Origin of the sequence: Microbispora sp. NBRC 16548 (genome assembly GCF_030268985.1) — a bacterium.
Classification (GTDB): Bacteria; Actinomycetota; Actinomycetes; order Streptosporangiales; family Streptosporangiaceae; genus Microbispora; species Microbispora catharanthi.
Genome location: NZ_BSSF01000009.1, coordinates 232,730 through 258,688, shown reverse-complemented (window position 1 = coordinate 258,688; position 25,959 = coordinate 232,730). Strand labels below are relative to the sequence as shown.

The 25,959-nt window shown below is 70.2% G+C and carries 26 protein-coding genes; 17 read left to right on the top strand and 9 right to left on the bottom strand.

Translation table 11 applies throughout. From position 1 onward, the window contains the following. Window positions 1–5 precede the first annotated feature (5 nt). The gene (locus QSK36_RS25695) at window positions 6–566 is read right to left on the bottom strand and encodes a hypothetical protein (protein WP_139577515.1); all 561 of its coding nucleotides are present in this window, start codon (window positions 564–566) and stop codon (window positions 6–8) included. 335 nt (window positions 567–901) lie between these two features. Between QSK36_RS25695 and QSK36_RS25690 the strand changes: the two genes are divergently transcribed. From QSK36_RS25690 to QSK36_RS25665, 6 genes are read left to right on the top strand one after another with little or no spacing between them, the layout of a single operon-like run. Then, window positions 902–1,381, top strand: coding sequence for an Asp23/Gls24 family envelope stress response protein (locus tag QSK36_RS25690; RefSeq protein ID WP_183543488.1), 480 nt, complete (start codon window positions 902–904; stop codon window positions 1,379–1,381). After that, a complete protein-coding gene (locus tag QSK36_RS25685; RefSeq protein WP_225898820.1) occupies window positions 1,378–1,803 on the top strand; it encodes a hypothetical protein in 426 nt (141 codons plus the stop codon). Before QSK36_RS25690 ends, QSK36_RS25685 begins: the two co-directional genes overlap by 4 nt. Before the next feature lie 2 nt (window positions 1,804–1,805). Beyond that, the gene (locus QSK36_RS25680) at window positions 1,806–1,991 is read left to right on the top strand and encodes a hypothetical protein (protein WP_183543489.1); all 186 of its coding nucleotides are present in this window, start codon (window positions 1,806–1,808) and stop codon (window positions 1,989–1,991) included. Further along, complete coding sequence (locus QSK36_RS25675; RefSeq protein ID WP_285784156.1) at window positions 1,988–2,338, top strand: Asp23/Gls24 family envelope stress response protein; 351 nt, start codon at window positions 1,988–1,990, stop codon at window positions 2,336–2,338. The genes QSK36_RS25680 and QSK36_RS25675 overlap by 4 nt, the downstream gene beginning before the upstream one ends. Beyond that, window positions 2,313–2,921: a DUF6286 domain-containing protein gene (locus QSK36_RS25670; RefSeq protein WP_183543493.1), complete on the top strand. Its 609-nt coding sequence runs from the start codon at window positions 2,313–2,315 to the stop codon at window positions 2,919–2,921. Before QSK36_RS25675 ends, QSK36_RS25670 begins: the two co-directional genes overlap by 26 nt. A 17-nt stretch (window positions 2,922–2,938) precedes the next feature. Then, a complete protein-coding gene (locus tag QSK36_RS25665) occupies window positions 2,939–3,514 on the top strand; it encodes an Asp23/Gls24 family envelope stress response protein (RefSeq protein ID WP_285784155.1) in 576 nt (191 codons plus the stop codon). Between the two features lie 51 nt (window positions 3,515–3,565). Here the strand turns inward: QSK36_RS25665 and QSK36_RS25660 are convergent, their stop codons facing one another. Both QSK36_RS25660 and QSK36_RS25655 read right to left on the bottom strand, forming a co-directional pair. Then, window positions 3,566–4,375, bottom strand: coding sequence for a hypothetical protein (locus QSK36_RS25660; protein WP_285784154.1), 810 nt, complete (start codon window positions 4,373–4,375; stop codon window positions 3,566–3,568). An 82-nt stretch (window positions 4,376–4,457) separates the two neighbouring features. Beyond that, complete coding sequence (locus QSK36_RS25655) at window positions 4,458–4,808, bottom strand: DUF488 domain-containing protein (protein ID WP_285784153.1); 351 nt, start codon at window positions 4,806–4,808, stop codon at window positions 4,458–4,460. A gap of 193 nt (window positions 4,809–5,001) precedes the next feature. On the opposite strand from QSK36_RS25655, the gene QSK36_RS25650 reads away from it, so the two are divergent. Next, window positions 5,002–6,126, top strand: coding sequence for a glycoside hydrolase family 12 protein (locus tag QSK36_RS25650; RefSeq protein WP_221264464.1), 1,125 nt, complete (start codon window positions 5,002–5,004; stop codon window positions 6,124–6,126). 68 nt (window positions 6,127–6,194) lie between these two features. On the opposite strand, the gene QSK36_RS25645 is transcribed toward QSK36_RS25650, so the two are convergent. Further along, complete coding sequence (locus QSK36_RS25645) at window positions 6,195–10,451, bottom strand: galactose-binding domain-containing protein (protein WP_285784228.1); 4,257 nt, start codon at window positions 10,449–10,451, stop codon at window positions 6,195–6,197. Between the two features lie 477 nt (window positions 10,452–10,928). Between QSK36_RS25645 and QSK36_RS25640 the strand changes: the two genes are divergently transcribed. Continuing rightward, window positions 10,929–11,843, top strand: coding sequence for a GerMN domain-containing protein (locus QSK36_RS25640; protein ID WP_285784152.1), 915 nt, complete (start codon window positions 10,929–10,931; stop codon window positions 11,841–11,843). Between the two features lie 54 nt (window positions 11,844–11,897). On the opposite strand, the gene QSK36_RS25635 is transcribed toward QSK36_RS25640, so the two are convergent. After that, on the bottom strand, window positions 11,898–12,734 hold the full coding sequence (locus QSK36_RS25635; protein ID WP_285784151.1) for a DUF1963 domain-containing protein: 837 nt from the start codon (window positions 12,732–12,734) through the stop codon (window positions 11,898–11,900). A 365-nt stretch (window positions 12,735–13,099) separates the two neighbouring features. Here QSK36_RS25635 and QSK36_RS25630 point away from each other — a divergent pair, with 365 nt between their 5' ends. Both QSK36_RS25630 and QSK36_RS25625 read left to right on the top strand, forming a co-directional pair. Then, entirely contained in the window at window positions 13,100–14,155 is a 1,056-nt protein-coding gene (locus tag QSK36_RS25630) for an endo-1,4-beta-xylanase (protein WP_285784150.1), read from the top strand. A 271-nt stretch (window positions 14,156–14,426) separates the two neighbouring features. Then, complete coding sequence (locus tag QSK36_RS25625) at window positions 14,427–14,873, top strand: hypothetical protein (RefSeq protein ID WP_285784149.1); 447 nt, start codon at window positions 14,427–14,429, stop codon at window positions 14,871–14,873. Window positions 14,874–14,882: 9 nt separating this feature from the next. Here the strand turns inward: QSK36_RS25625 and QSK36_RS25620 are convergent, their stop codons facing one another. Continuing rightward, window positions 14,883–16,832, bottom strand: coding sequence for a hypothetical protein (locus QSK36_RS25620; protein WP_285784148.1), 1,950 nt, complete (start codon window positions 16,830–16,832; stop codon window positions 14,883–14,885). Window positions 16,833–16,854: 22 nt separating this feature from the next. Continuing rightward, window positions 16,855–17,163 (bottom strand): hypothetical protein, encoded by a 309-nt coding sequence (locus QSK36_RS25615; protein WP_285784147.1) that lies wholly within the window; start codon window positions 17,161–17,163, stop codon window positions 16,855–16,857. A 381-nt stretch (window positions 17,164–17,544) separates the two neighbouring features. Between QSK36_RS25615 and QSK36_RS25610 the strand changes: the two genes are divergently transcribed. Next, on the top strand, window positions 17,545–17,913 hold the full coding sequence (locus tag QSK36_RS25610) for a group I truncated hemoglobin (protein ID WP_183543515.1): 369 nt from the start codon (window positions 17,545–17,547) through the stop codon (window positions 17,911–17,913). An 85-nt stretch (window positions 17,914–17,998) separates the two neighbouring features. After that, window positions 17,999–19,348: a glycoside hydrolase family 36 protein gene (locus tag QSK36_RS25605; RefSeq protein WP_285784146.1), complete on the top strand. Its 1,350-nt coding sequence runs from the start codon at window positions 17,999–18,001 to the stop codon at window positions 19,346–19,348. Between the two features lie 44 nt (window positions 19,349–19,392). On the opposite strand, the gene QSK36_RS25600 is transcribed toward QSK36_RS25605, so the two are convergent. Beyond that, window positions 19,393–20,583 (bottom strand): helix-turn-helix domain-containing protein, encoded by a 1,191-nt coding sequence (locus QSK36_RS25600; protein ID WP_183543519.1) that lies wholly within the window; start codon window positions 20,581–20,583, stop codon window positions 19,393–19,395. Continuing rightward, the gene (locus QSK36_RS25595) at window positions 20,570–21,361 is read right to left on the bottom strand and encodes a hypothetical protein (RefSeq protein ID WP_285784145.1); all 792 of its coding nucleotides are present in this window, start codon (window positions 21,359–21,361) and stop codon (window positions 20,570–20,572) included. The genes QSK36_RS25600 and QSK36_RS25595 overlap by 14 nt, the downstream gene beginning before the upstream one ends. A 174-nt stretch (window positions 21,362–21,535) precedes the next feature. Between QSK36_RS25595 and QSK36_RS25590 the strand changes: the two genes are divergently transcribed. The 5 genes from QSK36_RS25590 (at window position 21,536) to QSK36_RS25570 (ending at window position 25,897) form a co-directional block, all read left to right on the top strand. Beyond that, the gene (locus tag QSK36_RS25590) at window positions 21,536–22,471 is read left to right on the top strand and encodes a DUF72 domain-containing protein (protein WP_285784144.1); all 936 of its coding nucleotides are present in this window, start codon (window positions 21,536–21,538) and stop codon (window positions 22,469–22,471) included. Further along, window positions 22,471–22,662 carry a helix-hairpin-helix domain-containing protein gene (locus tag QSK36_RS25585; RefSeq protein ID WP_183543524.1) on the top strand — a complete coding sequence of 64 codons (192 nt, stop codon included), beginning with the start codon at window positions 22,471–22,473 and terminating at the stop codon, window positions 22,660–22,662. Before QSK36_RS25590 ends, QSK36_RS25585 begins: the two co-directional genes overlap by 1 nt. Before the next feature lie 159 nt (window positions 22,663–22,821). After that, window positions 22,822–24,480: a protein kinase domain-containing protein gene (locus QSK36_RS25580; protein ID WP_285784143.1), complete on the top strand. Its 1,659-nt coding sequence runs from the start codon at window positions 22,822–22,824 to the stop codon at window positions 24,478–24,480. A gap of 50 nt (window positions 24,481–24,530) precedes the next feature. Continuing rightward, window positions 24,531–25,706, top strand: a complete 1,176-nt coding sequence (locus QSK36_RS25575; RefSeq protein ID WP_285784142.1) for an acyltransferase family protein — start codon at window positions 24,531–24,533, stop codon at window positions 25,704–25,706. A gap of 26 nt (window positions 25,707–25,732) precedes the next feature. Next, window positions 25,733–25,897, top strand: coding sequence for a hypothetical protein (locus QSK36_RS25570; protein WP_182900567.1), 165 nt, complete (start codon window positions 25,733–25,735; stop codon window positions 25,895–25,897). Window positions 25,898–25,959: the final 62 nt, after the last annotated feature.

Genomic DNA, 25,959 nt, shown 5'->3' with positions numbered 1-25,959 from the left:
CGGTCTCACCTCCTCCGCAGCACCGGGCGGGTGGGACGGATCCGGGGTCGGCGCCGCTCCTCGGGTTCAGGCTCCTCCGCCTCCTCCTCGTACGGCTCCTCCTCGTACTCCTCTTCCTCCTCGTAGCCCTTTTCTGGCTCAGGCTCGCGCTGCTGCGGGCGGCGGCGGGGCACCCGGCGGCGGCCCTCCTCCGGACGCTCCTTCGCCTCTTCCTCTTCCTCCTCCTCCGCCGCCCGGCCCCGGCCCTTGGGTTGCCGGAGCGCCTCGGCGCGTTCGTGCAGCTTGTCGCTCAGGTTGTCGATCTGGCGGCTGGTGGCGCGCATGGCGGCCGCCTTGCCGATGTCCAGCAGGTCGCCGCGTACGCGCTCGGTGATCTTGCCAAGGTCGGGGGCGGCGCCGCCGAGGATCTTGGGGACCTGTTCGAGGAGGGCTCCCGCGGCTCCCTCTCCCTTGAGGCGGGCGGCGAGGATGGCCAGCGCGAGCACCAGCGCCAGGCGCAGCTTGTGGTGCCGGCCGAGGTAGTAGCCCGCGATGACAGCCAGGGCCACCTTCAGTCCGTCTTTCATGATCGCGCCTCCTACTGGCCGCCCCCCGAAGCGCCGTTCCGGCCATCCGCCCGTCTCGCCGTACGGCGCTGCGATCCGACTGAACGGTATGAATGCCCTAGACAGGCACATAAAAACTCGATCTCGTACATACCGGGCAGTTTTGGTCGGACTTGATCCAGTTCTTAGGGCTGTCCGTTCTGACCCCGGCCGGGCTCGCCGGTCTTGGTGTGTTGGAGGGGTTCCGATGACCCAAACTCGTCCGACCTCGGATGATTACTGAGTGCAAACCGGGTATCACGGGCGTGTATCGGCGGTAAGCGGTACCTACCGCGCGCGTGAAGCGGGGGAGTCACATGACCGAGACCAGAACGTCGTCGACCGCGACCGTCGAGCCGGCACCCGGGCGGTCCCTCGGGACGCAGGGCGGCTCCGGCCTGGTGACGGAGCGGGGCCGCACCACGATCGCCGACGAGGTGGTCGCCAAGATCGCCGGTATGGCGGCCCGCGAGATCGACGGTGTCCACGACTTCGGCACCGGCACGGCCCGCGCGTTCGGCGCGATCAGGGGCGCGCTCGGCGGGGAGGACGGCGTCACCCGGGGCATGTCGGTGGAGGTCGGCGAGCGGCAGGCCGCCGTGGACATCCACCTCATCGTCGAGTACGGCGTCGCGATCCCCGACCTCGCGCAGGCCGTGCGGAGCCATGTGATCCGCGCGGTGGAACGCATGTGCGGGCTGGAGGTCACCGAGGTCAACATCGCGGTCGACGACGTCCATCTGCCGAGGCAACAGGAGCCGCAGGCGCCCGCGGACGGGGAGCCGCGGGTCCAATGAGCGCCGTCCCGGAGAACGCGGGGGCGGAAGGCGGCGGCCGGCGGGTCGCGGTGCCCGAGCGGGCCGGGCCCGGCTCCCCGGGTGGCCCGCCGCCGGAGCGGGATGCCGGAGCGGGGCGAGAAGGCGAGGAACGCGAGGTTTCCGCCCGCCGGATCGCGGACCGCGTGCTGTCGTGTCCCGACGTCGCAGATCTGTCCCGGGGACCGTTCGGCGTGGTCGCGACGTACCTGCCCGGTGGTCTCGTCCCGGGCGTAGCCATACGGGACGACGCGATCGAGGTCGACATCGTCGCCCGGTACGGCAGGCCGCTGCCGGAGATCGCCGACCTGGTCCGCGACGCGATCGGCGGCCTGGCGGGCGGCCGCAAGGTGGACGTGACGATCGCCGACGTGGTCACAGACGACGGCGGAAGAAAGGAATGATCATGGAAGGCTATCCGCTCTGGGGCCTCGTGGGGCTGCTGTTCGGCACGGTGCTGGGGGTGGTCGGGGCCTTCGGCGGCCTCAGCGCGTTCATCATCGTCCTGGTCCTCGGCATCGTCGGGTTCCTCGTCGGCCTGGTGCTCGAAGGCGGCGTACACCTGCCGCAGATGCACCCGAGACGACAATGAGCGAGCCCGCGGCACACGGGACGACGACGATCTCGGACCGGGCCTTCGCGAAGATCGCCGAGCAACTGGCGAGCGAGGACGAGCACGTGACCGGTCTGCCCCACGTGTCGGCGTCGGTGTGCGGGGCGGTCGCGGCGGTCCACTGCGATCTGGCCGTGCGTTATCCGGCGCCGGTGCCGCGGCTGGCCGCGAAGATTCGCGAGCACGTCCGGCGGCGGCTGCGTGAGCTGACGGGCATCGCCGTGGAGAACGTGGACATCGAGGTCGTGGAGCTTGTGCCCGAGCGGAGGTCCGGGCGGAAGCCCGAGCGGAGGGGTGGCGATGAGCGAAGGCCGAGGCCTGTCTGAAAGGGTGCCGCGCTTCGTCCCGATGCGGGGGTTCGGGGACGGGGGAGCCCGCCGGGCCTTCCGGCCCAGCCGGGGGCTGCCGGCCGCGGTCGTCGCGCTGGCGCTGCTGGGGATCGGAGGCCTCACCGCCGTCCACGTGGTCTCCGCGCTGCTGGGGCTCCCCGTCAAGCTCGTGCCGTACGACCAGTGGGCCCGATGGGCGAGCACCACGGCCTGGGACGACGGCCGGGTCCTCGCGGTGGCATCCGCGCTGGCCCTGATCGGCCTGGTGCTGATCCTGATCGCGGCCGTCCCCGGCCGGGGACGGATGGTCGCGCTGCGCACCGGGGACCCCGACCTGATGGTCGGCCTGCCGCGCCGCGCGCTGGCGCGGGCGCTGAGAGCCAGGGCGACCGAGGTGGACGGCGTGCGCGAGGCCGGAGCGCGGATGTACGGCTGGCACGCGGACGTGTCGGTCCGGACGGACCTGCGCGACACGGCAGCGCTGGGGGAGCGTGTGCGGGCGGCCGTCGAGGACGAACTGGCCCGGCTCGCCCCCGCCCACCACGTCTCGCTGCACCTGCGCGTCCACGGCCCGTCCTAGGCGAAGGAGGCAGGACCGTGAAGACGAGATCAGGCAAGGGCAACCGGACGGGGCTGGCGCTGTCCGGCCTGGTTCTGCTGGCCGCGGGCGGCCTCGCGCTCGCGCGGGCGCTGGGCGCCTTCGGCGATGCCGCCGTGCGGGAGCCGGTGGTGGACGCCGGGGCAAGGGACCTCGCGGCGACGGCGCCGTGGTTCTGGCCGGTCGTGGCCGCCATCGGATTCGTGATCGGGCTCATCGGGCTGGCCTGGCTGCTGGCGCTGCTGCGGGTCGACCGGCCGCGGCGGCTGCGCCTGGAGTCGGGCACGTCCGGGGTAACCGAGGTCGACGCGCATCCCGCGAGCGAGGCCCTGGCCGAGCAGGTCAGCGCTTATCCGGACGTGCGCAGGGCGCACGCCGTGCTGCGCGGCCCGTCCGACGACCCGCACCTCGACCTCGGCGTCTCCGCGGTGGAACCGGCCGACCTCGGGGCACTGGTCACCCGGTTGCACGACGAGGCCGTCCCCGACCTGCGCACCACGCTCGGCCTGCACCGCCTCCCGGCGATGGTCCGGCTCGACATCACCGGCGGCCGCCGCACCCGCGCGGTCCACTGAGCGAGCCCGCGGCGGAGGGCGGCCCACCTGGTGTCCCGCCCTCCGCGGTCGTCACAGGTCGTTCTTGGTGCTACAGCTCACGAGGAAGGCACTTTGGCCCAGGCCCTGATAGGGGGAGGAGAGCTCCACCTTGAAGTAGCCGTTCTCCGACACGCTCGTGCTGTATCGGGTGGTTATGGTCTTCTCCTGTGCCCCGGTCGAGGTGAAGACGGCGCTCCCGGCGCCGAGGTAGACCCACTGGTTGCGGGTCTGGTTGCTCTTGCGATACCAGCGGTAGTCGACGGTGGAGGGGCCGTCGGCCACGGCGAGCTTCGCGGTGAGTGTGAGCTCGGCGGGCGCGCCGGGCCCGCACACCTCATTCTCGTCCGTGCGCTGCTTGCTGATGTCGGACACGGTCGGCTTGACGCAGACCGTGTCGAACGAGGCGGCCTGAGTGTCGGCGACGCCGGCCGGCTCGACGATCCTGAGGCGCATCGTGCCCCTGAGGCTGGTCGTGCGGAAGAAGACGTTGCTGACCGTCTTGCTGCCCGGCGCGTCGAAGGTCACCGAACCCGCGGTCCAGAAACCGTAGTCGGCCATCCACGAATAGTTGACGGTCATCGGCTTGCTGACCGTGATGGTCGCCGAGACGATGTGCTCCAGGCCGTACGGCCCCACTTTGCACGAGCCGGTGTAGGTGGAGGGAGTGACCTTCATGTCCGACGCGGTGACGTACGGGTTCGCCGTCGCGGCGGCGCTGGGCGTTGGGGTTGCCGTGACCGCCGCCTGTGCGGTCGCCTGCTGCACGGGCACGGCGAGCAGCAGCCCCGCCAGCAGCACACCGGCCGTTCCGAGCCTGCGGAGAAACGCTGAACGTCTCACATGACATCCCTTCTGTGATCGGAAGACGCTCATGATCTCCGGCCGGAATGGGAGTCAACTTGCGGATCACTGCAAGGGCGGGTCAGCCGGACAGGACCTCGGCGAGGACGGCGGCCTGGCTGTGCTCGACGTCCCTGGTCGCGGTGAGCAGGGTCAGCCGGCCGCTCTCCATGAGCCGGCGCAGCCGGTCGAGGGCGGCCTGCCGCTCGGGATCGTCGAGCTCGGCGAGGTAGCGGCTGCGGAACTCGGCGAACCTCTCGGGGACATGGCCGTACCAGGAGCGCAGGGCGCCGGACGGCGCGACGTCCTTGACCCATTCGTCCAGGTGAGCGGCCTCCTTGGTGAGGCCGCGCGGCCACACCCTGTCGACCAGCACCCGTGTGCCGTCCCCGGGCGCGGGATCCTCGTACACGCGGCGGACCGTGACGGACATCGCTCCCCACCTCCTCCTGCCGCCATACTCCCCGGCCGACGGCGGCGCACGCCGGTTTCCGGGAGCCGGACAGCACGTGTGACTGAAAGTTTCACTTTCCGTAAGGACGTTGTCGCTGGTCGGGGTTTCGTCCAAGTTGTCGATCAAATCCGCCCATGTCGCCCGTACTCGTCCCATGTCTATGGTCCGGGACATGAGGATGCGAATGATCACGGCGAGCCTCGCCATGCTCGGCTCGGTCGCCGCGTCGCTCGTCGTCGGTCAGGCGGCGCACGCGGACACGACGATCTGCGAGAAGTACGGCAGCACCACCATTCAGGGCGGCAAGTACGTCGTCATGAACAACGTGTGGGGGAGCAGCGCCCCGCAGTGCATCAACGTCACGAACACCGGCTTCACGGTGACGCAGGCGGGGCACAACAACACGGGCGGCACCCCGGCGGCGTACCCGGCCATCTACGCCGGCTGCCACTACGCCAACTGCTCCAGCGGCAGCGGCCTGCCCCTCCAGGCGAGCAACAGCCAGTTCAACACGGTCCAGACCAGCGTCAGCATGAGCTATCCCGGCTCGGGCGTCTACGACGCGGCGTACGACATCTGGTTCGACCCGACGCCTCGCAAGGACGGCCAGAACACCGGCGCCGAGATCATGGTGTGGCTCAACCACACCGGCTCGGTGCAGCCCGTGGGCTCCCGGGTGGGCACGGCGAACATCGCCGGAGGCACCTGGGACGTCTGGGAGGGCAACATCGGCTGGAACGTCATCTCCTACGTCCGCACCTCGCCGACGAACTCGATCAGCTTCGCCGTCCGCTCGTTCTACGACGACGCGGTGAACCGCGGCTACGCCCAGCGGTCGTGGTACCTCACCAGCGTCCAGGCGGGATTCGAGCCCTGGATCGGCGGCACCGGCCTCGCGGTGAACAACTTCTCCTACAGCGTCGGCGGCGTGGTCCAGAGCCCCTCGCCGACGCCCACCGCCAGCCCCACCCAGGGCAACGGCGGCGGCGCGTGCCGGGTGAGCTACAGCAAGAACGAGTGGCAGGGCGGCTTCACCGGCAACGTCACCGTCACCAACACCTCCTCCAGCCCGGTGAACGGCTGGAACGTCGGCTTCTCCTTCCCGAACGGCCAGAAGATCACCGGCTACTGGAGCGCCGACGTCACCCAGAGCGGGTCGTCGGTGACCGCGAAGAACCTGTCGTACAACGGGTCGATCCCGGCCGGCGGCAACGTCTCGTTCGGCTTCCAGGGCACCTGGAGCGGCTCGAACGGCGACCCGACCGGCTTCACGCTGAACGGCACCCGCTGCTCCTGACACCCTGACACCCCCCAGAAAAACAAGCGCCGCCGGAGGGACGTCCCTCCGGCGGCGCCGTCACGTCATCAGGGGTTGATGTTGATCGTGAAGGTGGACGTCGTGTTCTTGATGTCCTGGTAGTTGTCGCTGAGTTTCAGATTGTTGAAGGTCACCGACCCGACCGCCGGTCCCTGGTCGGGCTCCGGCAGCTCGTTCGCCCAGAGGCCGAAGCCCGACTTCGCGTCGAACGCGTCGCCGCTCCTGTGCGCTCCGGAGATCGAGATGTTGGTGAAGACGGTGTCCTTGATGGGGTTGACCGGCTGGCCGCCGAGGTACTGGGTCTGGAACATGATCCCCGAGTACGTCGGATCGACGATGTCCACGTTGCTGACCCGGATGCCCTGGAACACCTTCGAGGCGGAGAACAGCCAGATCGCCGGGAAGGTCTGCTGGCCCCAGAAGTGGCCGCCCGCGCGGACGATCGAGATGTTGTCGAACACCGTGGGCGGGCTCGCGCCGAAGCCGTTCATCGGGTAGCCGAAGTCGAGCGAGCTGATCGTGATGCCGGAGTAGGTCAGCGTGTCCGCGATGTAGATGTTCCTGAAGGTGTTCGCGTACCCGCCGTACACCGCGATGCCGGCCGCGCGCCACGGCAGGATCGCGGTCAGGTTCTCGTAGACGTTGTTCTTCTCGTCGGCGCCTCCCGCGTCGATGGCCGAGAACAGCGCGAAGCTGTCGTCGCCGGTCGTCCTCGCCTCGTCGTTCGAGACCAGGTTGTCGGTGCTGCCGTTGGTCATGTTGACGCCGTCGGCGAAGGTGTCACGGATCCGCGAGTTCCTGATCGTGATGTTGTCGGTGTTCGCGCCCCAGTACATGCAGACCTGGTGCTCGACCCAGACGTTGTCGATCGTCATGTTGGCGACGTTCTGCCAGTCGAACACCTTGCCCGGCCCGTCGATGCGGCTGGTGTAGTTGCCGAAGTAGGCGAACCCGGAGAACGTCGAGCCGTTGGCCGACGACTCCGCCCGGAAGCCGATGTCGGTGTTCTCCTGGTTGGAGGGCGCGTAGAACCGGGTGAACCACGGCCCCGCGCCGACCACCTTGACCGCCTTGCCGTACACCTGGAACTTGCCCGACGTCTGGTAGTCGCCCGGCGGCAGGTAGACGCCCACGAGCTTGCCCGTGGTGTCCATCCGCACCTTGTCGAGCGCGTTCTGCACGTCCTGGTGGGCGAACCCGGTCGGGACGGCGTACGTCGCGGGGTCGGGGTTGGGGATCGCCGACGCCTGCTCCAGGTTCACGAAGTCGATCGCGTACGTGGAGGTGTTGGCGGCGTCCTTCTGCAGCCGGATCTTGCTGCCCTTCGGGACGGTCGTCCCGAGCAGGATGTTGGCCTCGTCGTAGATGTGCCGCGGGGCGCCCGCGCCCGGCGAGTTGCCCGGGCCCGCCTCCGGGCCGTACAGCCACGCGTACTTCGAGGTCAGGTTGACCGCCTTGAGGAAGCCGCCGTTGACGTAGACGTTGAGCGTGGCGTCGGTGCCGCCGCCGCCCGCCGCGTCGGGGATGGAGAAGCGGGTGACCAGGGTGTTCGTGTCGGCCCTGGTCGTCCACTCCACGTAGCTGCCGGTGGTCGTGAGCCGGACGGCCTTGCGGCCGGACGCCTCGCCGGCCAGGTCGCCGATGGTCCGGTTCGGGCCGACCACCGTCGCGCCGCCGCCGGTCACGCCGTCCTCGGCCTCGTACATGTCGTAGGGCATGTTCGCGCCGCGGCCGACGAAGAACGGCAGCGTGGAGGTGTTGTTGGCCTGCTTGACCGGCAGCTCGCCGGCGTCGGCGGCGAGCACGGTCTTCACCGTGTACCTGCCGTTGGCGGCCGTCCACGTGCCCAGGTTGACCGGGCCGGTGGTGGACCCGGCCGCGATCGCGCCGCTGTAGGAGCCGGTCAGCGTCTTGACCACGGTGCCCGAGTCGTCGGTGATCGTGAGGGTGATTCCGTGGGCGCCGCCCGCCGAGGCGACCGTGCCCTGGTTCTTGATCGCCACGGTGAACGTCACCGTGCTGCCGGCCGCCGGGTTGCCGGGCGACCAGCTCACCGGGGAGGCCACCAGGTCGGAGCTGTCCACCGGCTTCACGACCAGCGGAGAGGAGGCGGTGAAGGCGTTGTTGGTCTCGTTCTGCTCGATCACCGCGTTCGACTCGTCGACCTTGGCGCTCAGCGGGTAGCTGCCCGCGTCGCGCTGGCCGATGTTCGCCGTCACGGTGGCCGAGGCGCCGGCCGCGAGCGCGCCGACCGAGGCGGTGCCTGCCTTGGTCCCGCCCAGGTAGAAGTTCACGGTGGTGGCGCCGGAGCCGAGGCTGCCCGTGTTGCGCACGGTCGCCGACAGCGTGACGGCGTCGGTCTCGACCGGTGACGCGGGGGAGGCCGACAGCGCGGTGACGGTCAGGTCGGGGTTGGGCGCCGGGGAGCCGATCACCTGGAACTCGGCGACCTGCCCGGCCGGGGCGCCGGAGTTGGCGGTGAACTTGAGCTGCACGTCGGCGACCGTGCCGGAGACCGGGATCGTCACCGTGTTGCCGGTCGCCGGGTTGAAGGTGTAGGTCGCCGCGCCGGTCAGGTTGGTGAATCCCGACGCGCTCTGCTCACGGCCCAGCACCTGGATCGTCTGCGTACGGGTGGACCAGGCGGCGTCGGGGTTGAGCTTGAGCACGACCGAGCTCACGACCGCGTTGGCCCCGAGCTGGACGGTCAGCGTCTGCGGGTAGGAGCCGCCCGCGCCCTCCCAGTATGTCGTCACGTCGTTGTCGTTCGCGTTCGCGGCGACGTACGTGAACGTGGAGGAGGAGGCGGTGATCGGCTTGCCGACGGCCATGTTCGAGCCGCCGCCCGAGCCGTTGCGGGTGACGGTGTTGCTGTTGATCGACTCGTTGCTGGCCGCGTCCTTGGCCCGCACGTAGTAGGACACGGTGGCGCTGGTGGGCTGCGTGTCGGTGTAGGTCGTGGTGTTTCCGGCGACGCTGCCGCGCAGCACGTTGTTCGCGTAGACGTCGTAGCCGGTGACGCCGACGTTGTCGGTGGAGGCGGTCCAGGTGAGCTTGACCTGCCCCGGCGTGGTCTCGGTGTAGGCGAGGTCGCCGGGCGCGGTCGGGGCCTGGGTGTCACCGGTCGAGCCCTTGCGGGTGACCGTGTTGCTGTCGGCCGACTCGTTGCCGGCCGCGTCCTTGGCCCGCACGTAGTAGGACACGGTGGCGTCGGCCGGCTGGGTGTCGGTGTAGGTCAGGACGTTCCCGGCGACGCTGGTGCGCAGCACCCCGTTGGCGTAGACGTCGTAGCCGGTGACGCCGACGTTGTCGGTGGAGGCCGACCAGGTGAGCCTGATCTGGTTGGCGCCGGGCTCGGTGTAGGCGAGGTTCGAGGGCGCGGTCGGGGCCTGGGTGTCACCGGTGGGCGCCGGGCCGTACACCTCGAACTCGGAGACCTGCGCGGCCGGCCAGGCGGTGTTGGCGGTGACGTTGACCCGGACATACCGGACGTTGGCGGTGGAGAAGCCGATCGTGACCGTGTTGCCGCTCGCGGGATCGAAGGCGCGGCCCGCCGAGGCGGCGAGAGTGGAGAAGTTCGTGCCGTCGGTGCCGCCCTGAACGGCCAGCGTCTCGGTGCGGGCCTCCCAGGTGGGCGGGAGCTTCAGCACCACCTTGTTCACCGCGGTCGAGGCGCCGAGGTCCACCTGGAGCCATTGGGGGAAGGCGTTGTTGGCGCTCTCCCAGTAGGTGGCCTGGTTGCCGTCGTTGGCGTTACCCGCGCCGTACACGTCGGCGTGCGCGCTCTCCTTCATGGTCTTGCCGATTGCGAGGTTGCCGGAGGCGATGGCCGCGCCGTACACCTCGATCTCGGACAGCTGCGCCGCGGGCCAGCCCGTGTTGGCGGTGACGTTGATCCGGACGTACCGGGTCGTGGTCGCGGTGAAGCCGATCGTCACCGCGTTGCCCGAGCCGGGGGCGAAGGAGCGGCCGGCCGAGCTCACGATCGTGCCGAAGGAGGACCCGTCGGTGCTGCCCTGCACCGACAGCGTCTGGGTGCGGGCCTCCCACGTCGCCGGCAGCTTGAGCACGACCTGGTCGATGCTCGTCGCACTGCCGAGGTCGATCTGTGCCCACTGCGGGAAGGCGTTGTTCGAGCTCTCCCAGTAGGTGCCCTGGTTGCCGTCGTTGAGGTTGCCCGCGACGTACGGGCTGTTGCTGCTGCTCGTGGTCACGGTGCGGCCGGCGGCGAGGTTGGGGCCGCCGGCGGCGGAGGCGGGGAGGAGAGGCGCGGCCACGGCGAGCAGGCAGGCCGCGGCCACCACAGCGATCAAGCGCAATAACGGGACATGCGTTTTCGACATTTGCGTTCCTCTGTCCGGCAGGAACCGACCGGCGGGTCATCCGATCCGCGGTCGTGGGGGGATTTCGAAGATCGGGGCGCGCTGGGGTCGCGGCGGCGACCGGTTGCCCACTGCCGTGGCCGACATCACCTCGTGTCCTTTCATGCGAAAGGTGACGGTGGCGGGGCGCACGGACGCAGTGCTTCCTGCCGGAACTTGCGGAGAACCGCAAAGTCTCGATTTAGAGCTGCAAATTTCTTACATTAGGTTGCCCAGATGTTACATAGGGGCCACCGTGCCGTCAATGGGTCGGAACAGCCGGGTGGAAGGTGACAGGTCTGTCCCGTCCCCAAGCCGGGTCCACCTGGGGATACTTCAAGTGGGCGCCGGTCCGGAACCGGTCCTGCGCCCGCCCGCGGGTCCCCCAACTCGCGAAAGGAACCCGGCAGAGGAGCCCTCATGTTTCTGCCCCCCAAACGCTCGCTCGCGGCGTTGGCCGTGCCGCTGGTGAGCCTGCTGGCGGCCCCGGCCGCCGCGACACCCGCCCCGTCGTACGCGGCCGTTCACGCGGCCCCGCGCGTGGCGACCCTGGTCGACGTGCGCGCCTCGCACCAGCCCGGACTCGACCGGGTCGTCTTCGAGTTCCGCGGACCGCTCCCGGCGCGGCGCGACGCCGGCTACGTGTCCCGGCTGATCGCCGACGGCTCGGGCCGCACGGTCCCGGTGGCCGGTGACGCGATCCTCGGGCTGCGCTTCGGCGGCGCGACCGGCCACGACGACAACGGGCGCCCCACCTACGGGCCCGCCCGCGAGACCTTCGCGCTGCCCGGCGTGATCCAGGTCGTCAACGCGGGCGACTTCGAGGCGCAGCTCACGTTCGGCGTCGGCCTGAGCAGGAAGGCGTCCTACCGCGTCTACACCCTCACGCATCCGAGCCGGGTGGTCGTGGACATCAAGACGCCCTACCGGACGGTGCCGGTGCGGACGTACTTCCTCGACTCCCGGGCGTACGCGGCGGGGCGGCGGCCGTACACGGCGGCGGTGTCGCGGCCGGTGGCGCCGCCGTCCACGGCACGCGGCGCCCTCCAGCGGCTGTTCGCCGGGCCCACGCGGGCGGAGTACGCCAAGGGGCTGCGCTTCGTCGCCTCGGGCGCCACCGGCGTCCGTTCTGTCGTCGTCCGCGACGGGGTGGCCCACGTGCGGCTCACCGGTTCCCTCGGCAGCGGCGGGTCGGCGTTCACCGTCGCCGACGAGATCACGCTCACGCTCAAGCGGCTTCCCGGCATCCGCTGGGTGAAGATCTACGACGCCCAGGGCCGCACCGAACGCCCGAAGGGGCACTCCGACTCCGTTCCGGAGAGCCTGGAACCTTGACGACCAGAGGGCCGGGGCGCCCCGGCCCTCTTCCCCGGTCCGTAACCGGCGGGGTCAGTGCCCCTGAACGGAGAGGTGGACCTGGGAGAAGTCGCGCGCGGCCAGATGGTCCTTACGGATACCCCAGATCAGCCACGCGCCGTCGCCCCAGATCATCCCGGCCCTGGTGTCCTCGGCTACCTGCAGCAGCGTGACCCACTGCCGCGCCTCCTCCTGGAAGGCCGGATCGCCGTACCAGCCGGTGCCGGCGGCATGCGCCGCCACGGCCTCGATCGGGCTCTGGAGCCCGTCGGAGTACCCGCCCACCTGATGCGGCGGCCCATCCCTCCCTCCGTCCTCGAACAGCGTGAGCTGCTGGTCGAAGGTCTCGCCCGTGTCCTCGTCCAGCACGTGGTGCCACACCATGTCCTCGGCCTGATCGAGGCTCCCGAAGATATCCAGGAGAGCGGGGTGGTTGCGCGGCGGCCAGCTCGGCTCGGTGACCGCCGCGAGCGGCAGCTCGGCGTACGCGGTGGCGCGGTCGGGCGCGGGCCGCTCGGCGACGGCGGTTCCGTGCGGCACGTAGATCACTTGGTGCTGCCCCGCGTCGGTCGTGGCGAAGAATAGCAGCGTGCCGGCGCCGGGCAGGGCGATGTCCACCTCGTAGCGCGCCAGTTCCCCGCAGTCGAGCTCGGTCAGGAACGACAGCGGCGGGCCCCCGTTGGAGAGGGACGGCCACGCCATGCCGTCCGGAAGCTTCGGGAGTCCCCCGAGCCGCCCGACCACGATCTCCCCGTCTTCGGCGGCGGAGAGCCGGATGGCGGGCCGTAACAGCCCGATCAGCCGCTCCGCGGTGTCCTCCGGCAACTCCTCGCGCGCGAACTCCGCGAAGTCGATCATCCAGTCCTTCATGCCGCCCATGATGCTTCCCGGGTATGACAGACCCGCCGCCGTTGGCGCACCAGTCACTGCGGTCGCGACCACATACCTGTTCCTCGGTTGGGCGCGGTACGACGCGGAGTTCGACGGCCGGGTGTCTCCTTACGGCCTCTCTCGTTGAAACTTTCGGAATAGGCCGTATTTGTTGTCAGCTCTCTTCTGGCGTTTCCGCTGGTAATTCTCGAATTTTCCGTCCGGCATTGACCCGTGACGGGCCAGTTCGTAAGGTACGTCAACAGAAAGTTAGGGGATTGTGTCGAAAGTTTCGGCTCATGAAGCATTCCCGGAACGTGCATCTGGACGTCCGACCCCGTACCCCCGACCGGAGGACCTTCCTCATGCTGCACAGATTCGCCGCGGCCCTCGCCGCGGCTGGGCTCGTCACCGCGCTCGCGGCGGCCCCCGCCTCCGCCCACCCCGACCGGCACCACGACAAGACCCTGGGTGAGCTGGCCGCCGCCTCGCACCGCTACCTCGGCTCGGCCACCGACAACCCCGAGTTCTCCGACGCGGCGTACCTCAAGATCCTCGGCAGCGAGTTCAACTCCACCACCGCGGGCAACGCGCTCAAGTGGTACGCCACCGAACCGCAGCAGGGCGTGTTCGACTTCACGCAGGGTGACCAGGTGCTCGACTTCGCCCGCAAGCACCACATGTCCTTCCGGGCGCACACGCTGGTCTGGCACAACCAGCTCCCCGACTGGCTGACCAACGGCACCTTCACCGCCGACCAGCTCCGCGCGATCCTCAAGAACCACATCCTCACGGAGGCCCGCCACTACCGGGGCAAGGTCTATTCCTGGGACGTCGTCAACGAGGCGTTCAACGAGGACGGCACTTACCGCGACACGATCTTCTACCGGACGCTCGGTCCCGGCTACATCGCCGACGCGCTGCGCTGGGCGCGCCAGGCCGACCCGCACGCCAAGCTCTACCTGAACGACTACAACCTCGAGGCGATCGGGCCGAAGAGCGACGCGTACTACAACCTCGTGAAGCAGCTCAAGGCCGAGGGCGTGCCGATCGACGGCGTCGGCTTCCAGGGGCACCTCGCGCTGCAGTACGGCTATCCGGACACGCTCCAGCAGAACCTGCAGCGCTTCGCCGACCTCGGCGTGGACGTGGCCATCACCGAGCTGGACATCCGCATGTACGTGCCGGCAGACGAGGCCAAGCTCGCGACCCAGGCCGACTGGTACTCCAGGGTGACCAAGGCGTGCCTCGCCGTCCGCCGCTGTGTCGGCATCACGATCTGGGACTACACCGACAAGTACTCCTGGATCCCTGCCGTCTTCCAGGGTGAGGGCGCGGCCCTGCCGTACGACGAGAACCTCCAGCCCAAGCCGGCCTACAACGCGATCCGCGACGCCCTGCGCGGCGCCGGAAGGCACTGACCCGCCCCATGACGGTGCCCGCGCCCATCGGGGGCCGGGCACCGTCTCGCGTTTCCGAGAGGCATGAGAGGTCGATGGAAGCCCCATGACGGCAGGCGGGCCGCTCATCATTGCAGGTGAATGAGTTCAAGAAAGAGTCGAGCCAATTAGAGCCGCTGAACAGGGCTCACTTTGATAGGAGTCTAGGTATTTCGGTAAACGGGACGTACGATGGGCCGGTCGGTTGACATGATGATGCGTGGCACGCGGACTCGGTTGTCTGGAGGGTTGCATGACGCTTCGCCTGCGGCTTATCGTCCCGCTAACCCTGGCAGCCGGGCTGATGATGTCCGCATGCAGCGAACCGGAACCAACCGCAGCCGAAGCCGGCCAGGTCCTCAAAACTCACATCGACCAAACTATGAAGAATGTCCGCGCTGTCGATGTGAAGGTGACCGACCCCGGCGGCAAGGACATCGCCTGTGGCGACGGAAAATATAAGCGTACATATGCTGTGAAGGCAACGTCCGGGGCCGGATCTGGAAATCCTGAGACTGTCATTCTCATGCTGGTCAGCGCGCTGAAGGGCGCAGGTGATTATGAGCTGATCGGCACTGATGTGAATGCGGCCACCCAGGAAGCCGTCAACGCTCAATATCACACGCGAATCACAGTTTCCTCTCCGGCTCAGGGGAAGATAGCGGCGCAGGGTGAGACGGACTGCCTGCCTTCGAGGTGAGGTGTGCCGTCACTCGTAGGGTGATGGACCCATGGATTGCGCGCGGTCTTTGGCTCCTCCGAAAGTCCCTTCAACGACCACTTGTGCCTCGCCGAGTTGGGTTTTGTTCGTGCCGCCGGAGCCGTTGGCGATGAGCCAGTTGTCGAAGTTGCGCACGGCCTCCTTGTTCTTGGCGATCTGGGAGAAAGGCAGCAGTGTGCCGTCGGCTCCGGCGATCGGCGCATTCGAGAAGCGCGGGTCGTTCGGCGGGACCTCGGCCTTGAAGCCGTTGGACATCAGGATGTTCGCCAGCCAGGTTTCCCGCGCCATCCAGGCGGCGCGATCCTTTTCGTCCAGCTCACTCATCCGGCTCTTGCCCGGAGTGATCCCCGGTTCGGCGATGAGTGGCGAGAAGCTGGACACCCCCACCCATAGAATCTGCCCGGTCATGCCCGGAACGGCGAGCCCGACGACGCCGAGACCGAGGCCGTACGCGAACATCTCCGCCTTGACCCGGGCCTGGTCCTCGGCGTCGAGCTTTCCCTGCACGTCTCGTTCCGTCGCGAACTGCATCCCGGCGACGTAGCCGAGCGCCCGCATCGCGCGCTCGAGATGGTCGGTGCTCTTGCCGTTGTCCATTTTCGCGGCGGCGTTGACGATCCTGTCGGTGAGGTTGCCCATCCCCTCCTCGAAGGGCTTGATGTGCGCAGCCGTATCCGCGAACGTCCTGACGAATTCTCCGGTGTCTTTCGGGCTGAGGCGGAACACCGGGTTGAGGCCGGGCACGATTGTCTTGACCGGTCCGAAGGCGCTGGGCTGGGTGCGGTTGGCGTCACTGAGGTTGGCTCCCTCGGTGAATTCGGTGGCGTAGGAGCCCGCGATCTCGGCCATCGATGTCCGCATCGGCTCCAGGACGCCGAGCTTGGGCATCTCTCGGATCACGTCGAAGGCGAACTTCGCGGCCTCGGTCGAATGGGCTCCGTCCTTCTCGTCGTACGCTCCGGAGGCCGTGGCCAGCACCCGGCCGAAGACGTCGGCGACGTCGTTACCCGAGGCGACGGATTTGCTGTAGCCCAGGAACCGCTTCATCTTTTCGAGCTGGGTGAGCGTGACCCCGTCGCCGCCCATCTGGGTGAAGGCGGCCCGGGCGGCCTTGCCGTCCCCGGCGAGGACCTCCAGCGCGAGGGCGACGGTGTCGGGGGAGTAGCCGTACGTCCTGGTCTCGTCGAGTCCGGCGCCGGTCCGGTCCTGGCGGGGGTTCTGCACGAAGTCGTCCAGAGCGAGTGCGCGGGCGGCGGCCACGCGGACGTCCGTCGGAGCCTTCGCTCCGACGAGCAGCGCGAGCCGGTTCCACGCCACGCTCCGGTTCGCCGGTTTGCTCACCAACTCGGCCTTCACCTTCTCCATCGCCGGAACTCCGGGGGCGCGTAGCGCGGCGCCGAGGGCGGCGCTGAAGGCGGCGAGATCCTGCTTGGCGGTGGGGCTGCCGGTGTTCATGAGCAGGTTGGGCAGCGCGTCGCGCACCTTCGCCGGCAGTGTGGCGAAGAACGCCGCGGCGGCGGCGGGGTCCTTGGCCAGTGCGGTGATCTCTTTGATGTGCTGGTGGGCGAGCTCGCCTTTGGTCTCGACGCTGGTGGCGGGGTTGGTGAGGATGTCGGTGCCGTACATGAGGCCCAGGCCGCGGCCGGCCGCGAAGCTGTCCAGCGCGTCGGGCAGGCGGGCGAAGGTGTGGTCGCCGGTCCCGTTCAGCGCCTTGATCAGCTCGGCCCGCTCGGACAGCGTGGGGACCTGGCTTCTGCCCCAGTCGGCGATGGCGGCGATCTGCGCGAGCGGCGTGGTGCTCACTCCGTTCGCCCGGAAGAGCCCCTCGAAGTCGGCGGCGAAGGAGGTGAGCCGGTCGGACGCCCGGCGCAGGTCGGCCGCCATGGCGTTCATGGCCGCCGGGTCGATGCCGCAGAAGTCGCCGCTGGGGGATGTCATCGCGTCCTTCCGTGGCTCGGGGTCAGGGGCGTCCGGTCAACTGACGGCGGATGAGCTCGGCCTGGGAACGGGTCACCATCGCCGGGTGCCGGTGCAGTTCCTCCTCGATCGCGTGGGTCATCTGCCGTACCAGCTGCGCCAGGCGGTGATGCCGGTCCGCGACCTCGGTAGTCCATTTCGTGGCGGTCGGTCCCGTCCAGACCTTGCCCGACTGCATCGACGCGTAGACGCGCTGGTATCCCTGCCCGACCTCCTGCGATCGGTTGTGCACCTCTTTGAGAAGTTCCACCAGCTGTGCGTGGCGAGGGTTGGGCACCATCTCTTCCGCCACGCCGCCCCCTGCTGCCGCCCGCCCCCGAGCCATGCTCGATGTCAAAGGTAGACATCGCCCTAAAGCGCGGCAACCCCGAAATAGCTTGGTATTTCGAGAGCGAACCGTTTCCGGATTTGACTGACGCTTTTCTGTCTCGCAAGGCGAAAACGTCCTCCCGCGTGGGAACTTATCCCCGCCTCGCTCACGTCGCCAGTAGGAAGAATCAACTACTTGGAGCAACAACCGGCACCCGCACCCGCCCCCGCCTGCGGCCTTTTCGATCGTGTCGACCGCGTGAGTGCCCGGCTACGTACGTATTCCCGGCTGGTAATCGGGCTGTAACGAAGAGTGGCGATCATCGTGGGCGACGAGGTCACGCACACGCGGGAGGAAAGCGCTATGGCGTCCATCTTCGATCGGATCGGCGGTTCGGACGCGGTCGCGGCCGTGGTCGACGAGTTCTACACGCGGGTCGTCGCCGATCCGATGCTGCGGGGCTACTTCGCGGGCGTCGACATGGCCAAGCTCAAGGCACACCAGCGCAGCTTCGTCGCCGCCGCGCTCGGTGGTCCCCAGGAATACCGCGGCAAGTCGATGGACGAGGCGCACGCCGGGCTCGGCATCACGGCGGAGGAGTTCGAGCACGTGGTCTCCCATCTGGTCGGGGCGTTGGAGTCGTGCGGCGTCGACACCGAGACGATCGGCTCCATCGCCGGAGCCCTGGCGCCGCTGAAGGAGCAGGTCGTGCAGAGCGCCGTCGCGGCCTGAGCGGTCGCCGGCGGGCGTGCCCGGTCCGTCCATCCGGTGAGACGGACCTTGACCCTTAACCGGTTCACAGATGGACTGGCCGGTGATGGAATCGCGATTTGAGGACGTCGCCGCCCTGGGCGTGGACCCGGCGAGGGCCCGGGTCTACGCGGAGGGCTGGCAGTCCTGGAGCGTTACCGCCGTGCTTCCCCTGGCAGTGACGCCCTATCGGGTGACCCTGCCGAACTCGCTGGTCATCGACTGCCACTACGGCTCCGCCCCCGACGAGGGCGTGTTCCGGGGAGAGGGGCTGCTGGCCGTCGATCCCGGGGACGGCGGTCCCGTCCACGTCTTCGGTGCCGCAAGTGCCGAGACGGCCGCCTCCCGCGTGCCCGTCATCGAGGCGCGGCCGCGCGGCGGCCAGGTCGTGATCGCGTCGGACACACCCGTGCATCACGTGCAGCATCAGGGCGGGCTGGAGGATGCGCTGGCCCGCTGGGGCGCCGCCGTCGCCGAGGGGGCCGGCGTACGCCCGCGCCCGTCGCCCACGGTCTGGTGCTCGTGGTACCAGTACTTCTCCGAGGTCACCCAGGAGGACGTCGCCGAGAACCTCACGGCCATGGACGACCTGGCGGTCCCCGTGGACGTCGTGCAGATCGACGACGGCTACCAGGCCGCGCCGGGCGACTGGCTGACGTCCTCGGGCCGCTTCGACGACCTGCCCGGGCTGATCCGGCGCATCCGTGAGCACGGACGACGGGCCGGGATCTGGATCGCCCCCATGGTCGTGGCCCGCAAGAGCGCCCTCTACGCCGCGCACCCGGAGTGGCTGGTGACCGATCCCGCGAGCGGCGACCCGGTCTTCGCGGGGGACGTCCTCGGCGGCTCCTGCGCCGCGCTCGACCTCACCCACCCCGGCGCGGCCGACTACCTGGCGGACACGCTGCGGACCATGCGCGGCTGGGGCGTCGACTACTTCAAAATCGACTTCGTGTACGCGGGGGCGCTGGAGGGCCGCCGCCACGAGGACGTGACCGGCGTGGAGGCCTACCGCCACGGCCTGCGGCTCATCCGCGAGGCGATCGGTCCCGAGGCGTACCTGCTGGGCTGCGGCGCGCCGATCCTGCCCTCGGTCGGCATGGTCGACGCCATGCGGGTGGGCCCGGACATCGCGGCGTACTGGCAGAACCCGAGCGGGCACCCGTCCGAGCCCAGCCAGGCCAACGCCACCAGGAACACCGTCGCCCGGGCATGGCAGCACGGCAGGTTCTGGATCAACGACCCCGACTGCCTCATGCTCCGGCCGGAGGTCGAACGGCGGGAGGACTGGGCGCGCACCGTCGAGCGGTACGGCGGCCTGCGGGCCTCCAGTGACCGGCTGCGCGGCCTGGACGAGTGGGGGCTGGAGACCACCCGCCGCCTGCTCACCCCCGCCGACCCCACCCCGCTCGTCTGACCCGTGATCGCTCCAGTCCTCGCGAAGCACGGCCGTGCGTGCTCTCAGGGAACGAGTCTGAGTTGGGGGCGGTGGGCGGGCAGGCCGATCAGCTCGCGTACGCGCGCCATGGGCCAGGCGAGCTCCCGGGCCAGCGCGGGCACGGTCAGCCCGGTCTCGGCCGCCGCCAACTCGAAGGCCTGGGAGAGCAGGACCGGCTGCTCGCCTGGGTAGCCCGACACCGGCTCGGTGGCGAAGCCCGGCTGTCCGCGCAGCGCGGCGAGTCGCTGATAGGCGCGCCCGGCCGCGGAGTCGGACAGCAGGCCGACCTCCCGGCACCGGTACAGCAGGGAGTCGACCGACACGCCCCAGACGCGGCGCAGCTCCGCCAGCCGCCGCAGGTCCGCACGGGCGGGCAGGCCGGGCAGGATGCTGTCGCGCGGCGTGAGGAACTCCGCGGCGAAGGAGTCGGCCTCGCGCTCCTGCTGGCTGTCCCCGGCCGCCGCGTCCCCGTGCAACACCAGGTGCCCCAGCTCGTGGGCGGCGGTGAAGCGGTGCCGGTAGACGTCGTCGAAGCGGTTGGGCGTCAGCACGACGATGGGCCGCGGCAGGCTGGCGGTGGAGAAGGCGTCCACCGTGACCGCGTCCTCGTCGGCCTGGGGGAAGACGACGACGATCCCGCGGGACTCCATGTGCCGCACCAGGTGGCTGATCGGCCCGGTGCCGAGCCCCCAGTGGGCCCGCAGCGCGCGGGCCGCGTCCATGGGGTCGCGGGGCAGGGCGCTGCCCGAGTGCACCTCGCCCCCGGCGAAGCCGGGCAGGTCCACGAAGGGGAGCCGCACCCGCTTCTCCAGCGCGTACGTCAGCTCCCAGACCTGTTCGACGAAGGCCACGGCCTTGGCGCGCTGGTAGGCCCTGGTGGAGCGCAGGCTGCGGAAGTGCGCCATCGAGCCGTCCAGCTTGCCGTGCGGGCGGCCCGGCAGGAAGAAGGCCGCGGGCACCGAGAGCACCTCGGCGAGGAGCGGGACCAGATCGGGACGCGGCCGGGTGACCCCGGCCTCGTACTGGCCGACGGCGGCGGGTGACACGCAGATGCGCTCGGCCACCTCCTTCTTCGTCAGCGCCGCCAGCCGCCGCGCCTGGGTGAGGCGGGTTCCGTCGAAGGCGTCCGCCACGGCCTGCGGGCTGGGTGCCGTGTTGCCGGATTCGGGGGGGACGGTCTCCTCGACCAGGCGCAGCCGGTCATCGTCCTTCATCGGCGGCGGCGTCCGGTGCGTACGGCGCCTCGCTCATCGGAGGCAGGGCGGTCGCGCGCTCGTACGGCGGGCGCGGATTCAAAGCCGGAGCCGGCATCGCGCCCCGGGCGAACGCGGACGCCTCGCCGACGGGGACCGCCACCCCGGGCAGCTCCGCCGCGGGCGCCTGTCCGGCGAGCGGGATCGGCTCGCAGTGGTGCCAGCGCAGGCTGCCGGTGCGGTCGAGCAGCTCGGCCTCGCCCCACCACACGTCGAGCAGGCCGGCTCTGGCGTTGCACGCGTACGCGATGAGCACGAGGCGGGTGCCCTCGGGCAGCCGGGTGAGCGCGCGGGCGGCCGGAGTCGCGGGCTCCGGCAGGGCGGCCGCGACGCCGCCGAGCGTGAGCTGCTCGGCCCAGGGCCGTGGGCCGAACCTGGTGAACAGCGCCTGCACCAGCCCGGACGGCCTGCCGTCGCCGATCCTGGCGTTGACCACGCTGACCGAGCGGTCCTTCGCGTAGCGGAAGGGGAACAGCAGGTTGCCGCCGAGCACGACGAGCTCGTGCTGCGAGCCAGGCGGCTTGACGGTCTCGACGTCGGGCATGTCCGCGAACGTGCTGGCCAGGGCCTCGAACTTGCGGGACATGAGCGTGAAGCCGAACGGGTGGAGGAGCTCGGTCTGCGCCGTCTTCTGGGCGTCCTGGGCGTTCTCCAGCGCGAGCGCCAGCGCCTCGGCCACCCCCTGGCGGATCTGCTCGGCGCGCGGGCCGAACGTCTCCAGCGCCCAGGTCGACAGCATCGCCACCTCCGGTGTGCTCCGCGCAGTGCTGGTTTCCAGTGCTACTTCGTCCAGTGGCCACCGGACACCGAGGGCACTTTATTTTCCGACATCATAGTCCCGCGAACGCTTCACACGTCACGTACGTCACACCTCTTTGACCGCCGGGGCCGACCAGGCTCCTTATGGTGAGGTATGGGGGAGATCCTGGTCGGCACGGCGTCGTGGACCGACAAGACGCTGCTGGAGTCGGGGTGGTATCCGCCCGGCGTCACGACGCCGGAGGAACGCCTGCGCCACTACGCGAGCCGGTTTCCGCTGGTGGAGGTCGACTCGACCTACTACGCGCCGCCCGCCGAGGCCACCGTACGGCTGTGGGCCGAGCGCACGCCCGCGGAATTCGTCTTCGACGTCAAGGCGTTCTCGCTGCTCACGCGGCATCCGACCCGGCCGGCCGCGCTGCCGAAGGACCTGCGTCCGAGCGGCGGCGGCAAGAACCTGTACGCCCGCGACCTCGACCAGAAGGTCGTGGACCAGGTCTGGGAGCGGTTCCTCAGCGCTCTGCTGCCGCTGCGGGAGGCGGGCAAGCTCGGGGCGGTGCTCTTCCAGTTCCCCCGGTGGTTCCCGATCGGCCGGGCGAACAAGCACTACATCCTCGAGTGCAAGCGGCGCTGCGAACCGCTGCGGATCTCCGTCGAATTCCGCAACCACACGTGGATGAGTGAGGAGAACCAGGCCGAGACCCTCGATTTCCTCCGCTCGTACGCCATTCCGTACGTGTGCGTGGACATGCCGCAGGGCTATCCGGACTCGATTCCGCCGGTCGTCGCGGCCACGTCCGACCTGGAGGTCGTGCGGTTCCACGGGCACAGCGACAAGTGGACCAGTCACGACATCCACGAGCGCTTCGGCTACCGCTACTCCCTCGACGAGCTGAAGCGGTGGGCGCCGAGGCTGCGCGAACTCGGCGGCCAGGCGTCCACGACCCACGTGTTGCTGAACAACTGCTACCGCGACTACGCGCAGGTCAACGCCCGCCAGCTCGCCGGCGTGCTCGCGGGCCTGCCGGACTGCGACGTACGCCCCCGGCCGGACGGGCCCGGCCGCGAGCTCACCGAGGAGAGGACCTGATGGAGACGGACCTGCCCAAGATCGGTAACCCGGCGACGCGGGCACTGGCCGGCGCGGGCTACACGCGTCTCGAACAGCTCACGCGGGCGACCGAGGCCGAGCTGCTCGCGCTGCACGGCATGGGCCCGAAGGCGATGTCGGTGCTGCGGCAGGCGATGGAGGAGCACGGCCTGTCCTTCCGCACTGGTTGAGCGGCCGGCCGGCCGTCGTGATTCGCCCTCGGGTGATCTCCAGATATGGCAGGATCCGGCATGTTCTGGTGAGGACCTTCGGCATCGCAGGGGAGCGCGACGAATGCGGGAAAGGTCGGAGCCGGCCGGTCGCGACCGCCGCTCGTGACGGGATCGGCCGTGCCTGCGCGCCCCCTCGATCCCGGTGACCCTCGCGAGATCGGCGGCCATCGGCTGACCGGTGTGCTCGGCGAGGGCGGCCAGGGCACCGTCTACCTCGGGCAGGGCGCCGTCCGCGTCGGAGAGGACGGGGCGGGCGGTCTGGTCGCGGTCAAGGTGCTGCACACCAGGGCCGCGATGGACGCCGGCGCCCGCCGCCGGTTCCTCCGTGAGGCGGAGACGGCCCGCAGGCTCGCCCCCTTCTGCACGGCCCGCGTGCTCGACGCCGGATCCCACCACGGCCGGCCGTACATCGTCAGCGAGTACATCCCGGGGCCCTCCCTGGCCGCGGCGGTGGCCGAGGACGGCCCACGGACGGGCAGCGGGCTCCACCGCCTCGCCGTGGCCACGCTGACGTCCCTCGCCGCGATCCACCGCGCCGGGATCGTGCACCGCGACTTCAAACCCGGCAACGTGATCCTCGGGCCCGAGGGTCCGGTGGTCATCGACTTCGGCATCGCCCGCGCGGACGACCACACCGTCAGCGGGGCTGGCATGGCGGGCACGCCGGCCTTCATCGCTCCGGAACAGCTCGCCGGCGCCGAACCCGGCCCCGCCTCCGACGTCTTCAGCTGGGCCGTCACGATGGCGTACGCCGCCACGGGACGGCTGGCCTTCGCCGGCCCGAGCGTCCCGGCCGTGCTGATGGCCATCTCGACCCGCGAGCCCGACCTGTCCGGAGTGCCCGCCGATCTCCGCCCGCTGCTGGAGGCCTGCCTGGCGAAGGATCCCACGGCCCGGCCCACCACCGCCGGCCTGCTGCACGCGCTGACAGGAGGCGACGCGTCCGCCGCCGGGCTCCCCGTGACGGTCCCCGACGACGCGCCGCCCACCGCAGGACCGGCGGACGAGGTTCCGACGACCGCAGGTGCGGCGGGGCGGCCGCGCACCTCCGGCCTGCGGCGGGGGTGGATCACGGGACTCGCGGCGGGTGTGACGGCTGCGGCTGTCGCGGGCGGGGTCCTCCTGCTGAACGGACCGGGTGGCGGCGAAGTCCCGGAGGGCGGCGCCCCCCTCTACAGCGACGACTTCGGCGACCGAGGCGACTGGGACGGCTACGACTTCGTTCCCGACGCGGCGGGGGACCGGCGCACGACGCGGGGATACGAGATCGACCGGGGGGTCTACACAATCCGCGCCGACCGCACCGATCCGTACAATCCAGCGCTGTCGCCCGTACCGGCCAAGACAGCGGCGGCCGAGGGGCGCGACGTGCTGGTCGGCGTGACGGCCGACCCGCGCGCGGGGTCGGCGGGGCAGGGCGGCTTCGGGCTGCTGTGCCGGTGGGACGAGGACACGCCGACGGGGTACGCGTTCCTGCTCGGCCTCGACGGCACGGCGCGGGTGGTCAGGAACGACCGGGGGAGCCGTCTGGACGTCGCGCCTCCGGTGACGGTGACGCCCCCGAAGGCAGGACGGGCGGTGCGTCTCCAGGCCGCCTGCCGGGGCTCCCGTCTCACGTTCTGGATCGACGGCGAGCAGGTTCACGACGTCGTCGACCCCCAGGTCCTGCCGGCCGGGCCGCACAGTCAGGCCGGGATCGTCGCGCGCGTGCCCGAGGCCGGTGGCGGCACGGTCACCGTCTCCTTCGACGACTTCAGCGTCCGTAAGGCGGTGTGACGGAAGGTGCGGTGATGTTGAACCCGCACCTTTCGCCTAAAGTCACCTGAATGGCAGCAAACCGCACTCGGCTGGCATGGCTGGACGCCTTACGCGGGATCGCCGCTCCGGCCGTGGCGCTGCACCACTCGGCCTGGACCTTCCTCCCGGCCGTCTGGGCGGAGGTGGACCGCAGGGTCGACGTCGGCACGTGGGGCGTCTTCGTGTTCTTCCTGGTCAGCGGGTACATCATCCCGGCCTCGCTGGAGCGGCGGGGCGACCTGCGGGCCTTCTGGACCGGCCGGGTCTTCCGGCTCCTCCCGCTGCTGCTCGCCGCGCTCGCCCTCGCGCTGCTCCTCGCGTACGCCGGGGTGTTCGCGACGTCGCCGGACCTCGACCGCCGGCCGCCGCCGCTCGTCGCGCTGGCGAACCTCACGATGCTGCAGGAACTCCTCGGCGTCCCCTCGGTGATCAACGTGATGTGGACGCTCTCCTACGAGATGGCGTTCTACCTGATGACGGCGGGGCTGTTCGCCGTGCGGCAGGCGCACAGGTCGGCGCCGATCGCCGTGGTCCTCGCGGTGGCGGCCGTGCCGCTCGGGCTGCTCATGCCGGGCGCGACGATCAACGGCGGCGCGGACCTGGTCGCCGCGCTCATGGGCGTCGCGGTGGTCCTGGTCGTCGTCGTGACCGTGGCCGCGAACGGGCGCATCAGGACGGCGGCCGCGATCGTCGGCGGCCTGCTCGGCCTGGCGCTGGTGATCCTCGGCAGCCGGATCGGAGCGGGGCAGGGCCTGGTCATCGCGGCCGTGATGTTCGCCGGGACCGCCGTGTGGCGCGCCGAGCAGGGCACGCTCCGGCCGGTCTGGGCCGTCGCCGCCCTGCTGACGGTCCTCGTCTGCGGCGTCCTGGTGGCCGACGAGCCCGCCTGGGCCGCGGCGGTCCTGCTGGCGGCGGGCTTCTTCGCGCTCGCGTTCCGGCTGCGGCACCGGGCGTTCCCCTGGTGGCTCGCCCACCTCGGGGTGATCAGCTTCTCCCTGTATCTGCTGCACCCCCTCCTGCTTCGGGTCGTCCCGAACCTCCCGGTGTTCTTCCTCGTCCTGCTGGTGCTCGGTCACGTGGCGTACCGGCTCGTGGAGGCCCCCGGACAGCGCCTCGGCCGCCGCCTGAATGCGTACGGAAAAATCGCGTCAACTCCGACCGGTGGCCGTGTGGGCGGCGCGTCCGTGGGGGACCAGCGGCTCTGATGCCTGCACACAGGAGGGGACGGGTCATGAGTGAGGACCGGGAACTCCACGACCCGCACCGTCAGGGCCATGAGGCGGGCGTCGAGGGCAGCTCCAAGATGACCGCCGAGCAGCTTCGTGAGGCGCTGGCCAGGGTGGGCAAGGGCGAGGACACGCAGTCTGCCAAGGCGGAGGCCGAGAGCGACCAGTGACCGCCGCACGACCAGGGCCGCCGGCTCCCCCGGGAAGCCGGCGGCCCTTCTGCGGATGCGCC

Bases quoted from the DNA above. Each gene is read 5' to 3' on its own strand.
- QSK36_RS25655 (WP_285784153.1), bottom strand. From the start codon at position 4,808: ATGTCCGTCACGGTCCGCCGCGTGTACGAGGATCCCGCGCCCGGGGAC.
- QSK36_RS25685 (WP_225898820.1), top strand. From the start codon at position 1,378: ATGAGCGCCGTCCCGGAGAACGCGGGGGCGGAAGGCGGCGGCCGGCGG.
- QSK36_RS25610 (WP_183543515.1), top strand. From the start codon at position 17,545: ATGGCGTCCATCTTCGATCGGATCGGCGGTTCGGACGCGGTCGCGGCC.
- QSK36_RS25600 (WP_183543519.1), bottom strand. From the start codon at position 20,583: ATGAAGGACGATGACCGGCTGCGCCTGGTCGAGGAGACCGTCCCCCCC.
- QSK36_RS25625 (WP_285784149.1), top strand. From the start codon at position 14,427: ATGACGCTTCGCCTGCGGCTTATCGTCCCGCTAACCCTGGCAGCCGGG.
- QSK36_RS25585 (WP_183543524.1), top strand. From the start codon at position 22,471: ATGGAGACGGACCTGCCCAAGATCGGTAACCCGGCGACGCGGGCACTG.
- QSK36_RS25630 (WP_285784150.1), top strand. From the start codon at position 13,100: ATGCTGCACAGATTCGCCGCGGCCCTCGCCGCGGCTGGGCTCGTCACC.
- QSK36_RS25620 (WP_285784148.1), bottom strand. From the start codon at position 16,832: ATGACATCCCCCAGCGGCGACTTCTGCGGCATCGACCCGGCGGCCATG.
- QSK36_RS25605 (WP_285784146.1), top strand. From the start codon at position 17,999: ATGGAATCGCGATTTGAGGACGTCGCCGCCCTGGGCGTGGACCCGGCG.
- QSK36_RS25690 (WP_183543488.1), top strand. From the start codon at position 902: ATGACCGAGACCAGAACGTCGTCGACCGCGACCGTCGAGCCGGCACCC.
- QSK36_RS25695 (WP_139577515.1), bottom strand. From the start codon at position 566: ATGAAAGACGGACTGAAGGTGGCCCTGGCTGTCATCGCGGGCTACTAC.
- QSK36_RS25670 (WP_183543493.1), top strand. From the start codon at position 2,313: ATGAGCGAAGGCCGAGGCCTGTCTGAAAGGGTGCCGCGCTTCGTCCCG.
- QSK36_RS25680 (WP_183543489.1), top strand. From the start codon at position 1,806: ATGGAAGGCTATCCGCTCTGGGGCCTCGTGGGGCTGCTGTTCGGCACG.
- QSK36_RS25570 (WP_182900567.1), top strand. From the start codon at position 25,733: ATGAGTGAGGACCGGGAACTCCACGACCCGCACCGTCAGGGCCATGAG.
- QSK36_RS25575 (WP_285784142.1), top strand. From the start codon at position 24,531: ATGGCAGCAAACCGCACTCGGCTGGCATGGCTGGACGCCTTACGCGGG.
- QSK36_RS25675 (WP_285784156.1), top strand. From the start codon at position 1,988: ATGAGCGAGCCCGCGGCACACGGGACGACGACGATCTCGGACCGGGCC.
- QSK36_RS25595 (WP_285784145.1), bottom strand. From the start codon at position 21,361: ATGCTGTCGACCTGGGCGCTGGAGACGTTCGGCCCGCGCGCCGAGCAG.
- QSK36_RS25590 (WP_285784144.1), top strand. From the start codon at position 21,536: ATGGGGGAGATCCTGGTCGGCACGGCGTCGTGGACCGACAAGACGCTG.
- QSK36_RS25650 (WP_221264464.1), top strand. From the start codon at position 5,002: ATGAGGATGCGAATGATCACGGCGAGCCTCGCCATGCTCGGCTCGGTC.
- QSK36_RS25635 (WP_285784151.1), bottom strand. From the start codon at position 12,734: ATGAAGGACTGGATGATCGACTTCGCGGAGTTCGCGCGCGAGGAGTTG.
- QSK36_RS25640 (WP_285784152.1), top strand. From the start codon at position 10,929: ATGTTTCTGCCCCCCAAACGCTCGCTCGCGGCGTTGGCCGTGCCGCTG.